This window comes from uncultured Porphyromonas sp. (assembly GCF_934359325.1).
Lineage (GTDB): Bacteria > Bacteroidota > Bacteroidia > Bacteroidales > Porphyromonadaceae > Porphyromonas_A.
Map to the genome: position 1 here is coordinate 1 of NZ_CAKRLH010000028.1, position 13270 is coordinate 13270.

The following is a 13270-nucleotide window of genomic DNA, read 5'->3' on the forward strand; positions in this document are numbered from 1 at the left end:
TTACTATATTACTAACAACTGTTTCTTTTTCACTAACTCACAACAATTATGAGAAAAGTAACAACTACCGTTGCAGCTGCTCTCGTAGCTTTCAGCTTCGCAGCCTGCAACAAAACCAACAACGTGACCCCCGAGGTGGGCGGAACCGGCACTAAGGGTGCCGTCATTGCCCAGATCTCTGCGGGATCTACTAACCGTGCCCTCACCGATGGTCAGCAGGATGTTGCCGGCGTAGGTGGTGAGGATAAGGTGAAGGACGGCTACCTCTTCTTCAAGCAGGGTCAGAGCATGGATCTTGAAATGGAGAAGAATGGATCCGACTACGCTTGGAAGTCTCAGATCTTTGAGACCGCTCCTAACGCAGCAGCCAATGCAACGCTCCTTCTGAATAAGAACGTAAACCTTACCCCGGCTGACTTTGTGAAGACGAAGCCGATCAGCCTCGACAACCTTAAGGACTTCATCAAGGCTGATGGCTTTATGATGACCTCTACTGTTGAGGGTGAGGACAACACGCTTAACATCGAGAAGGACAAGAAGGATGCTGACGTCGAGGCTGGCGCTAACACCTTTGAGTTCACCGTGGAGCGTGTTGTTTCCAAGCTCCAGGTTTCCAGAAAGGCAGACGATGCTCTTAAGGTCAGCGATGCTCTGAAGGCAATGGGTACTGTCAGCTTTGATCTGAAGTACGCTCTCGCAGGTTCTGCAAAGTCTGCTTACCTCTTCCTCGACAACGCCGGTAGCCGCACTCTTGATACTACCGAGGGCAAGCACATCTACAAGGGCTTCAAGTCTATCATTGATGGTGAGACTGCCCCTGAGCTTCAGAAGGTTTCTGACCCGAAGGCTGAAGGCTCTGCAGAGTACTACCTCGATGGTTACTACTCTACTGCCAAGACCGTAGGTACAGTTGCTGACTCCAATAAGGAGTCTCTTGAGGAGGGCTTCTTCTTCCTTGAGAACTCTATGTACCATGGTACTGATGTTGCCACCGCAAAGAAGCAGATCCTCTTCAAGCGTATTGCGTATGCTAAGGTCTACACCACCTTTGCTCCTAAGGCAGGTAAGAAGATCAATGGCGCTCTTGACAAGCTCTCCTACAAGCCTGAGAACCTTACTGATGCAGCTGCTGCTGACTTCGAGGCTGTCCGCGAGTATGACGTAATTGTTCCTCAGGAGTGGTACGACGCTCGTAAGGATAAGGCTGAGTACGCCGGTAAGTTTACCGAGGTTCCTGAGGTTAAGGATCCCGAAACTGGTGCTGTGACGACTGAGGCTTACGTAACCTTCCATGTAACCGACAACAAGGGTGACTTCTATGTTGGTAAGGACGGTAAGATCTATGACACCCAGCTTGCAGCTGCAGCTGCCGGTAACGAGACCTACCGTAAGTTCACCGGTGGTAAGATGGTCTATATGACCCCTGCTAATGCTCAGAAGGCTACCGATGGTGATCTGATCAACTACTGCGATACTCGTCGTAACAACATCTATGACCTCACCATCGTTGGCTTCAAGGCTCTCGGTGAGAACTTCGACCCCGTAGACCCGAAGGATCCTAACATCCCCGAGCCCGGTGACAACCCCGGTGAGCCGGAGCCCGATCCTGACAAGCCCGTACAGGAGGAGGTTACCAAGATGATGGTCAAGGCTAAGATCCTGATGTGGAACGATGTCAATCGTGACGTTACTCTTGGTGAGTAATCTCTGATCTATCCACCACAGATGATTAAGTCCGGCGCTTAGCCGGCATAGGGCAGGCGGGCTTGACCGCCCACCTGCCCACAGTAAGAAAAGAAGCTTTATAAGACATATGAATAAATTGCTCAGACATACGATGGCTCCTGCAGCCCTCCTCGCCCTGGCGCTACCGGTACTCTCCGGCTGCCACGCCTCGGTGCGCGGAGTGGAGGAGCCGGACGGTACCGAGCGACCCACGGTGCTGAGCCTCCGCGTGACGGCGGGTCTCCCTGGCGAGGGAGTGCGTGCCGTCACCGAGAGTCAGGATCCGAATGTCGCACCGGCAGACGGTACCGGCGAGGGTAAGATCACCTATATGCAGGTCTCCATGCCGCAGGTGGGGCTCCTCCGTCAGACCGCACTTACACCCGGTGCCGGCGGCACGGAGTACACCGCGCGCTTCGAGCTGCCCCTCAAGCAGAGCGTCACCACCCCCTATGCCGTGCTGGTGGGCTCGCAGGATCTCGGACTTACCCAGACCAACTTCACCGCCGACCAGACGGTGGGGAGCGATCACTTCCTCGACGTCATCCACGAGGATGGCTTCATCCAGACCTCTAAGTCCTCCGACGGCTCCGCCACCATCGAGCCGGGAGTAACCGACCCGTCTCCGACGAACGGTAACTTCATCTCCTCCGAGGTGGAGCGAGTCGTCGCCAAGGTACAGGTGTCTCAGAAGGACGGCCTCAGTCTCACTCTGCCCAATATCGGCACGCTCTCCTCGCTCACATACTCGATGGCAGGCTCGGCAAAGGAGACCTACCTCTTCCGCGACCATGCCGGCACCCGCACCCTTGTCGATGAGACTACAGAGAGTGCGATCTACGAGGGATTCAAGTCGGTCATCGACGACAAGACCGTCCCCACCGACTGGGATCCAAAGGCAGGGCACCCGTTCCTCCGCCGCGTCTCCGACAAGGAGGGCGCTGACTACGTCCTCGGCGGCTACTACCGCAACCCCAAGGCGGTGACCAATGCCACCGCAACCGTTGAGTCGATCAAGGGAGGCTTCTACTTCTACGAGAACTCGATGTACGGCGGCACTAAGAAAGTAGCCGACAAGAAGGGCGAGATCAAGTACAACCGCATCGCCTACGCTAAGGTCTACACCAAGCTCACCCCCACAAAGGCCTACACGGAAAAGGGTGGAAAAAAGGAAGTAGCCTCCTCAGACGATTTTACCAAGCCGCAGAGCTATAACGTGGAGATTTCCAAGGAGCTTTATGATAAGTTGAAGGCTGATCCGGCATACCGTGATCGTGTTGACAACTGGATTGGTTTTCAAGATGGAGTTGCTCGCAATATCTATGTACTTAAGGTGACGGACAAGGCCGGCACCTTCTATGAGGGCGTGGATGACGGTCTCCTTTACCTCCGCTTGAGAGATGCACTTATGCTGGGTAAGAATACTGCTGTCCGCAAGTACGACGAGGGACGGATGGTCTATCTCATTCCGCTCAATAGGCAGCTGGACCCCACCAAGGGCTTTGTGAACTACTGCGACACGCGGCGCAACAACATCTACGATCTCACCATCACCGGCATCTCCGGCATCGGGAAGAATCACGATCCGGTCGACCCCGAGGATCCCAATGTCCCCAAGCCTGAGGACAACCCCTTCGAGCCCCCCACGGATCCGCAGATCCCGGTCGAGGAGGCGGACTACCTCATGCGCATCACCGCCAAGGTCATTAAGTGGAATCTTGTGGAGAAGCACTACGCTCTCTGGAACTAATCTCTCCGCTACCTAACGATATAGTATGATGAAGAGACAACTAACATACTTCCTCGCCTCCCTTGCGGGGATGCTCCTCCTCTCCGGGTGCCACTCGACGGTCTACGAAGACCTGAGCGACTGCCCTCAGGGGGTAGACTTCGGCTTCTACGTCCAGACGCCTTGTGCCACTGAGCCGAGCTACCCGGCAGAGATCAAGCAGCTGCGCCTCTTTGCCTTCGATGAGGCGGGGAAGCTGGTTCGCGAGATCTCGGCGAACGACATCGCCCTCTCCCGGGACTACCTCCTCCATACCGACTACTACCGCGTCGGCAAGAGTGACTTCGTCGCCTGGGCAGGGACCGACCTCAGCGTCCTCGACTTCGGATCCTTTACCCCCGGCACCACGACGAAGGAGCAGATGATCGTCGCCCTCAAGCGTCAGGCGGAGAGCTTCGCCGGGCTGATCCCGCCGATCTACGTCGGACAGCCTAAGACCTCCCTGACACAGGAGGATCGCTCGGAGCTCGGTACATTCTACGACCGGGTTGACATCCGTCTCGAGCAGATCACCAATAGGCTCCGCATCACCCTCACCGGGCTCGATCCGGAGCACAAGTACTCCGTTCGGGTGGAGGACAGTAACAGCAAGTACCACATCGACGGCACCTTCGCCCCCGATACACGCTTCAGCTACCTCCCCGAGGATCTGGCGATGGAGGGGCGCACCGTCACTGCCACTATCGACGTGATGAAGCTCGATACGGGACGCGGTGCCCTCCTCATCGTCACCGATGAGACCGATGGTAAGGAGATCATGCGTAAGAACCTTGTCGAGGATCTCCTCCTCGCCAAGACCCCTGACGCCTCCGCACGACCCTACTCGCTCGAGTGCGACCACCTCTTCGACATCCGGATCGACTTCGATCTCGACCTCGACAAGGATACCTATGTCGCCGTGCGCGCTACGATCAATAAGTGGAACATCGTCTTCCGGGACGTAATACTCGGGTAATGACATATGAAGAATAGTATGAGACATACCACTCGGCTCCTACTCCTGAGCCTCCTCGTCCTCAGCCTCGCCGGCTGCCACCAGAGCGTGGTGCCGACGGCAGAGGAGCAGCAGGCAGACGGCTGTGAGCGTCCGGTCCGTATCACCGCGAGGATCCTCCCGAGCAGCTCACCCCTCCGTGCCGACGGCGAGGTGAAGGATGACCCGGAGGATGATCCGGACACCCCCTTCGATCCGGAGGTTGTGGATCCGAATACAAAATTGCTGGAAAGTCGCATCGATCACGTGATGCTCTACGTCTACGACAAGGGCAAGCTGATTCGGACGATCTTCTACCACAGTCCGAAATTGTCCGGCATGCCTACCGCCTTTGACGGACTGGATGTGAAGACTTTTGGTACAGAGACGGGGGGAATCTTTACCTTCGACCTGACGCTCTCCCCCGGGCGCTATCGCTTCGTGATGCTTGTCAATGACCCACAGTGCTACTATGAGGCGAAGAATGGCAATATCCGTGATCCTCAGAAGATCTATCTTGATCAAATGACCGATGCGGAGGGAATGCTCAGCAGTAAAATTTTGGCAGACGCAACTCCAACCAGCAAGACCAGGAATGGCTTGTATAATGAAGGTATCCAGCCCCGAATTATCCCTATGACCGGTCAGGCGATGCTCACCATCCCCAAGGGTAATGACGATGGTACGCCCAAGACCGTGACCCCCTCCATCGACCTTGAGCGGGTCTTTGCGAGGGTAGAGCTCATTCTCACTACTGCTAACAAGGACAAGACAGAGTACCTCAGCCCTGAGATTGCAAATTATAGAATAGATAATCGTGACTATGTGGATGGCTCCACTACCGGCAGGTTGACCAAGGGACGTTTCGTGGATCTGGTGGACACGGACTGGCGTGCCGGTACCTTAGAGATGCTGCCCACCCGTGGAGAGTACACCGCCACCGGCAGGGATATGCCTGAGGATAGCCGTCTCTACAGCGACCGTACCGCGACAGACTATCAGCAGTACTTCCGCGATGCTGTCACGTACAGAGCTGAGGTCACCACTCCATATGCCGAAACTCTTGATGATATGAATGTTCTCCATAATGGTATAGGCTTTGACATGATGTATCATCAGCACTCTAAGTCACAATGGAGAAAGATCACCCTCAACTTGTACTTCCTTTATATCCCCCCGATGTTCATCGACGGACTCAAGAAGGAGGATATGCCCTACATCCTGATCGGTATCAATCCCACAGGTGAGGTTATCCCGGAGGATGCTCCTGTGAGAGCTGAGCAGATGACCTACTTCCGCCTCCCCATTACCACGCTCGTCTCTGCAGCGGGGGGTGGCATTGAGGAGAAGTTTGAGGTACGCCGCAACACCACCTACAGCATCTACGCCGCCTTCCGTGGCGGTCGCCTCATCCTCAACGACGGCATCAAGGTCCTCCCCTGGAAGGTGGAGGATCAGACGATCGAGGTTGACATCGACGATGAGTCCGGAGATGATCAGGATGGTGTTGTGGATACTGGAAATGGTACGGGAAAGCTCCCCGGCGATCCTGACTAACTTTTACTGTAGCGCTAAATCATGAATACACGATTTATATCAGCATATATTGCCACCGCAACCCTCTTCTCAGTGGTTGCTCTGTCAGGATGTCGAGGAAATCAAGCTCTACCGGATCCGGACGAGCCTACCGTCACTCAGCCTGAGAGCGAGGATGGCATAATCACGCTGGCTGAGCCGGTGACGCTTACAATTGGAGTGGTGTCACAGCAAGTGGTAGATCCGTTTGTACCTACCCGTTCGATAGGCGACTTTTATCATTCTTATACAGATGAGGAAAGACAAGCTGCCACAGTCAATACTCTCAAGGAGAATGATAAGTTTGTTCGTGACGGATACTGGGGTAAGGAGGGGGGAACCGATTGGATCCGTACTCTTACTATTTCCGGACTTATAGAAGGTAGGGACTATGAGGTAAGTGGCTTGGTCAGCGAGAGCACTAAGAGCCCCGGGTCCAATGGGACGATTAATTATAGGATGGCAGATGATGATGAGATAGTTCCAAAGTCCCAGGTGGTCACACTGACTCTCTATGGGGTGCCTAAGGATAAAAAACTATGTTTTTATATCAACTCGGAAGGATGGGAGGATGTGTTCAATCAAGATGAACGCAAGTCGGCTGATAATGATCAGCCCTATTTAAGTGCGTACAATGGTTCTCTACTCCGTCCCCTTGCCACTTTTATAGAGAAACCCTGGTACGTAGATACTCAGGTATCGCCTCATGTCTTTAACTCCTTCTATCTTCCGATGTATGGGGAAGTGATGAATGTGGAGATCAGAGACGGAAAACTTTACGGCACCCAGTTTGGGGATACAACACCCGGTGAGCTCAAAACCATCTATGTCGAGCGTGCGGTGGCTCAGGTTCAGATCGACTGGAAGAACTATGAGGGGAACGATCTCTCAAAACCATCCTCGGATTATATCTTCGGTTATTTCAGACCGGGGTGGTTCGTAAATGCGATGTCTGTGCGTCCTAATAATTACGATGGACTCCTCAATGCTGGGAAAGCGCTTTGTTTGCCACCCTATCAGGGAGCATGGGATATTCCACAGGGGAAAGGGATCTACAACCAAACTTTCTCTGCAACAGCTTATTTCCTTAGATATAAGCCAAGTTCTTTAACAACGTGGGAAGACAAGCCTTCTTCTGTGGGTATATCCACGCAATACAGAAGGATCGGATCTGAGAACTTCTTTGTCCCTGAGAACGTAACAGCACTTGGTCAGCGTGAGAATACTTTACGTGTAGTGGTTTGGAAGGTTGACCATAAGACACGATCTTTCGTTAAGGATGATGAAGGAAAAGTCATCAGCAAAGTTTTTGACCTTAAGTACGGGACTAAGGTTGGTAACCGATATGAGGTCCATCGAAATACCCTCTATCGCTTACACCTCCGCTTCCGGAAGGCACCCGATGGTACCGAGCAGCCCTACATCGTAGACACGTGGACCAATCAGGATGTGGACATCCCCTGGTAAGCGATTATCCGAAGAGTCCGTCTGCGCAGACGACACTGGACTACCTATGGCTGTCACGCTGACGATACAATAGATATAATAATGATACATACATATACTGACATGAGACCAAATAACTCGAGATTTGTCGCTTCGCTGGGGGCTCTCCTCCTGCTGGCACTCTCCCTCGTCGGATGTCAAGACACACTGCTGGATCGCACCCAGCCGGACCCTGCCTCCCCGGAGCAGATCGGGGATGACGTCACGGATCGTCTGGATGGCGCTGTCACGGTGTCTCTCTCTTACGACACCCCCGCACTGAGGCTTCCCCATACCCGCGCCCTGTCGGTGGAGCAGGAGAGCGAGCTCAAGCTCGCCACCACCCGCGTGATGATCTTTAAAGACAATGGTGACTATCAGTACGATGCTCCCCTGACCAAGATCGACCGCAGCACCACAGACAAGCAGCAGGGTACCCTGACCGTACAGATCAAGCCTGGGAAGGGACTCGAGATCGTCGTTCTTGCCAACCTCTCTGAGACCGAGAAGGTGCGGAAGGTAACAGGCACCAAGGCTGACATCCTGAAGAGCTTCGAGTACTCCATGAGTCAGACCACCGACTTCGCCACCACGGGTCTCCCGATGTGGGGTGAGGTGACACAGGTGACTGTCGATCAGAGTGCCGGAGCGGTACCATCTATCGGTAAGACCATTCATCTCCTCCGTGCCGTGGCACGTGTGGATGTGGGACTCAAAATGTCTGCGGTAGGCACTTCAGGCAAGGACAGCGACTTCGACGAGACCGCCTCCGACCTCATCTCCACCATCGTGGAGCCAGCCGATAAGAGCTCTATGAAGGTGAAGTGGACCCTCGAGGAGACGAAGTTCTACAACGCCTCGTCCAAGGGATTAGTGGCACCCGCTGAGGGGAAGTATACCCTGTCAGAGGATAAGCCCAGGGCGACAGCCCCCACGCTCCCTGCAGAGCCGGGTAAGCAGGATCTCTCCTATACGGCGGAGAGTAATCTCCTCAAGCGCGTCATCTATGTGCCGGAGACCGACAACCCCGCACCCACAGCCACTCAGAGCGGGACGGAGACCACGCCCGAGGAGCAGAGTCAGTACCTCGCTCGCCCCTATCTGATCGTCAAGCTCAGCTATAAGGAGGTGGATGAGAGCAACAACGTCAAGGCGGGCGGTGCCGAGGGTACCACCTACTTCCGCATCGACTTCCTCAAGCGTGAAGGCGAAGAGGCTACTGCCAAGTACACCTATCTCCCCCTCCTCCGCAACTACCGCTACAAGGTCGATATCCAGAATATCGGCGGTCTCGGCTTCGACAACGAGGACGATGCCAAGAAAGGTCCCTCCGCCAACATCATGTACAACGTCCTCGTCTGGGACGAGTCCGAGATGTCCAACGTCAAGTACGATGGTCAGTACATGCTCGGTGTGAGCAAGAATATGGTCAAGACCTATAAGTCGGGTGGCTCTATGCAATTTAATGTGCAGACCTCTTGGCCCAAGGGCTTTAAGATTGAGGGCTTGCCTAAGGGCTTTACTGTCTCACCTGCTGCGATACCTGATGGGGGAGCTGCCAATACCTTTGAGACTACTGAAGAGGTGACACTCTCTCTCACCCCGCCCGCCAACTGGGATCCCGATCCCGATGGGGAGGTAAAGAAGGACGAGGAAGGCAAGGAGTATAAGGAGGTGACCCTAACGGTTGTCGCCGGTCGTATGAAGTGGAATGTCCAGGTACGCCAGTATCAGTTTGACAAGGTCGACATCCAGCTCTTCCATGATCGTGACCTCACCCGTCCGCTGGAGTTCCTGACGATCCATGAGCTCGGTAAGGCGATGCTGGATCCATCTATCACCGACTACAAGCTGGCCAACTTCGACAACAAGATGTACTACGGTACCAATCAGAAGTATATCGAGAAGTACGGTGACCCCGCTACCACCAAGGCACCTTGGTTCGATATGGACAAGGCCAATAAGGATGCCGGCTCAGAGAGTGACTTCACCGCCCTCACATCCGGTGCGGTACGTGTCTTCTATGCAAGGATTGATGCTCCTGCCGGAGCTACGGTAGACTTTGCCCCAAGTGATGGTGGAAAGAAACTCTTCACCGTGAAGGATATCACCTCCTCGGATACTTCACTGCCCGCTAATGTCCGTATGTATATGGTGACAGCGGAGGAGATGACCGACCTCCACGACTTCTTTGAGGTAAAGAGTCAGGAGTATGTCTTCACAGTCAAGTCCTCTTCCGGTGGTAAAGAGCTTACTGCCGAGGCACCCATCAATTTCGATCAGAGAGAGTACGACGCCGCCATTTTCGTTGACCAGGAGATGAATGATCCACTCTTCGGTGACTCTAAGCATCCCGTGTTTTTGATGAATGGTGAGACACTCAATTACAAGCTTCGTAGTAATGCTAATTACTACAGACTGGTCCTCCGTCAGAGAGGCTCTGAGGTTACCCCGCCTTCAAGTAAGAATGCAGATGGTACACTGGTGGAGGGCGCCGAGGGTATCCTGAAGATCAATGGGGAGTCTTGGAAAACCCCTGTGACCGGAGATGCCAATTTCAAGGGAGACCCATTCACGATCACTCTGAGAGATGACCTCAAGGACTCTAAGGTGATCAGGGGTTATGCCGATATCGAGGCTAAGGTACTGGGGATGCCGTTCCACTTCTACAAGGCTCGCGAAAACACGGTGGGGCTGATTTCGGCCGACTTCGTGGAGGAGAATCACGTGGCCAATAGCTACCAGCTCGTAGTCGATGGTGGCGGGCTCTTTATCCCGATCGAGAAGTGGATCAATGATGCAGCAGAGGAGTATAACTCTCAGGTCACTGTGCCATTCCGTAATTTTTCCAATCCCGACAAGGCGGGCTTCTCTTGGTCACAGTTTATGGAGCAAAATCAGCTTCAGGGGATTTCACCTCTTGATGACCCCTATAGTGAGCTGTTGTGGACCGATGCTTTTTATCACCCCAATACCCCGACTGATGGTAAAGTGGTGGGTTCCGGCTCGAATACCGCCTTTGTCGCCCATGAGATTGTTGACTACAATGGCAAGCTCTACCTCTTTGTCAAGCCCGGTAGCCTGCCCGGTAACTCCGTCATAGCGATCAGAAGTACGACTCGGGAGCCCAAGATCCCTTACACAGACAGTATTGATGATATACCCTACTACCACTCTGATCCGGCTAAGAATAAAGCGATCCTCTGGAGCTTCCACTTCGTGGTTTATCCCAAGACCATCAATACGGCTAAGATTCTTAATCATGTGCTGTATGTCCAAGATAAAAATAATGAGGATTATCTGACCATTATCAAAGATGTAACACGGAGATTCTTCAATAGAAACTATGGTGCTTTGATCTCTGCCGATGAGGAGGGAGGACAGAGTAAGCATACCACTGTGGTTGGTTGGAGATTTGACAAAAGAACTCATGCTACTAAGGTTTATAGGAATACTAAGTATGAAGCCCAGGGCATGGGTTATCAGTGGGGCAGAAAGGACCCCGTTCCTCTTATTGCTGAGAACCTTAGCCATGACTTCTACAATGAGTATGGTAAGCAGGTTAGGTTTACTCTTGCCAAGAGTAGACAGGCAGACCCCGCTAAGACCATTGCCGAAAACAAAATGTCTGTTAGAGAGACCATAGAGCGACCTATGTACTTTGTGCCGGGGAATAAGGGAATTGCTCAGGGTAACTGGATGACAGAGTTTGGGTATGCTCCGGAGTTCTATGTCGCAGCTGAGAATTCTTCATGGCAAGGCTCGCGCATCTGGGGTGGAAATGGTAATGTGAATGACAGTAATCAGCGTAGTAACACTGCGCAGTCAACCCGAAAGACGCACTTTGACCCCTCACCCTATGGTTTTGCAGTACCTACGTCAGGGTTTGAGTTTGGTAGGTATTTCATGGGTTCAGAGCTTACGGCTCATTACAGGTGTAATCTTCATCTATTGATGGCAAATGCACTATGTACTCCCGATAGATCTTTTACTCAGTTTACCTCAGAAGTGAAGATGAAGTGGTTAGTGTCCAACTGTTATGAGACGAGGGATGCACCTACTACGAACCTTGATGCGAGTGTCAGCGGCTTGGCAAATAATGCGTCAGCTACCAATAGGTCTTCACTGACGCCTTACCGACCTGCACTTCAGATGGAGTGTCTGTCGGACTGGAAGACAGTCAATAAGATCCCTCTGGGTAATGATGCTATCAATAGGACCCCACACTTAGATCATGAAGCAAATGAGTATGAGCCATTCTACTACTGATTACGAGTAGATATCATAGATAGCCTTACCCATCATAGTATGTGATGCAGCGGGTGTGTCTGGACGGTAGTCCTGACACACCCGCTGTCATTGTGCTGATCATCCTGTGTGAGGCACAAGATCTCGCTGACCGCTACCTCTTCTACATCCCTATATATAAGGTGTCCCGGAGAGCTGCTGCAAAGATACGCCCACCCGGTGGGGGCATTGTCTCCTTCGGTCTCTCCGGGTCTCCTCCCTGCACAATGGGGACTCTATCGGACAAGTGCGCTATCCTATCGGACGAGTCGGACGAGTCGGACGGCGCTGAGCTCTATCGGACAAGTCGGACAAGCCGGACGGCGCTGAGCTCTATCGGACGGGTCGGACAAGTCGGACCAGTCGGACAAGTCGGACGCCCAGTCCCACCTCCTCCCTCCATTATCTCTCCCATCTCTCCCAGCACTGCCCCCCTCCCAGCTCTCGGCACTGATGGACGTCCTATTGGTGGAGTAGGGAGAGATTGCGCTCGTCCGACTCGTCCGACTCGTCCGACTTGTCCGACTCGTCTGATAAGACAGCGCGCCCGTCTGATAAGGCAGCGCGCCCGTCCGATATGACAGCCCGCCTGTCCGATAGGATCGCTATGGGATATTTCTGGAAAGGGGGTATATTTGGGTATGACGAAACCTTTCTTACCACAGCGCGGTGGCTACCGTAGCCTGAAGGTCTATCGGGTGACTACCCTGATCTACGACCTGACTTATCACTTTGCTCACACCTATCTGAGGGCGTATGACCGCACCATCGATCAGATGGTGCAGGCGGCTCGCTCCGGGAAGCAGAATATCGCCGAGGGGAGTGCCGCAGGGACTCACTCATCGGAGACTGAGATCAGGCTCACCAGTGTCGCTAAGGCGAGCTTGGAGGAGCTCCTTGTGGACTATGAGGACTATCTGAGGACGAGAGGTCTCCCCGGCTGGGGACCCGGTCACCCACGCTACGATCGGCTGCGCGCCTATGCTCGGAGTGAGGAGATCTTCGACGACTGCCCGGGGATCTTCCGGCAGATGAGCGATGAGGAGCTTGCCAATCTCGCTATCACACTGATCCACCAGGCGACCTATATGCTGCGCCGCCTGATCGAGCGTCAGCAGGAGATGTTTGTGGAGAATGGTGGTATCCGGGAGCGGATGAGCCGCGCTCGCCGCTCCTACCGCTTCTCTGAGAAGTAGGTGGGGCTAGGCTCTATCGGACGGGTCGGACGGGTCGGACAAGTCGGACAAGTCGGACAAGTCGGACGGCGCTGGGTATGGATCTGCTGTCCCTCTCTCCCTCACCTTCACCCTCCTCCCTCTCTCCTGCCTATCTCTCCTCCTCCCTCCCTCGCTATCTCTCCTCCCTCACCAGCACTCCCTCACCAGCACTCCCTCACCAGCACTCCCTCACCAGCACTCCCTCACCAGCACTCCCTC

The 13270-nt window shown here is 53.8% G+C and carries 7 protein-coding genes; all 7 read left to right on the forward strand.

Annotated elements, in window-relative coordinates; translation table 11 throughout:
- The first annotated feature begins 48 nt into the window (after positions 1-48).
- The 7 genes from Q0F21_RS02255 (at position 49) to Q0F21_RS02285 (ending at position 13030) form a co-directional block, all read left to right on the forward strand.
- Positions 49-1704 carry a fimbria major subunit gene (locus Q0F21_RS02255; protein WP_297236997.1) on the forward strand — a complete coding sequence of 552 codons (1656 nt, stop codon included), beginning with the start codon at positions 49-51 and terminating at the stop codon, positions 1702-1704.
- A gap of 109 nt (positions 1705-1813) precedes the next feature.
- Complete coding sequence (locus tag Q0F21_RS02260; protein ID WP_297236999.1) at positions 1814-3475, forward strand: Mfa1 family fimbria major subunit; 1662 nt, start codon at positions 1814-1816, stop codon at positions 3473-3475.
- A 28-nt stretch (positions 3476-3503) separates the two neighbouring features.
- Complete coding sequence (locus Q0F21_RS02265; protein WP_297237000.1) at positions 3504-4469, forward strand: FimB/Mfa2 family fimbrial subunit; 966 nt, start codon at positions 3504-3506, stop codon at positions 4467-4469.
- 18 nt (positions 4470-4487) lie between these two features.
- A complete protein-coding gene (locus Q0F21_RS02270) occupies positions 4488-6044 on the forward strand; it encodes a hypothetical protein (protein ID WP_297237002.1) in 1557 nt (518 codons plus the stop codon).
- A 21-nt stretch (positions 6045-6065) separates the two neighbouring features.
- Positions 6066-7529 carry a hypothetical protein gene (locus Q0F21_RS02275; protein ID WP_297237004.1) on the forward strand — a complete coding sequence of 488 codons (1464 nt, stop codon included), beginning with the start codon at positions 6066-6068 and terminating at the stop codon, positions 7527-7529.
- Between the two features lie 102 nt (positions 7530-7631).
- The gene (locus tag Q0F21_RS02280) at positions 7632-11816 is read left to right on the forward strand and encodes a fimbrial protein (RefSeq protein WP_297237006.1); all 4185 of its coding nucleotides are present in this window, start codon (positions 7632-7634) and stop codon (positions 11814-11816) included.
- A gap of 659 nt (positions 11817-12475) precedes the next feature.
- Entirely contained in the window at positions 12476-13030 is a 555-nt protein-coding gene (locus Q0F21_RS02285) for a four helix bundle suffix domain-containing protein (RefSeq protein ID WP_297237008.1), read from the forward strand.
- The last annotated feature ends 240 nt before the right edge of the window (positions 13031-13270 follow it).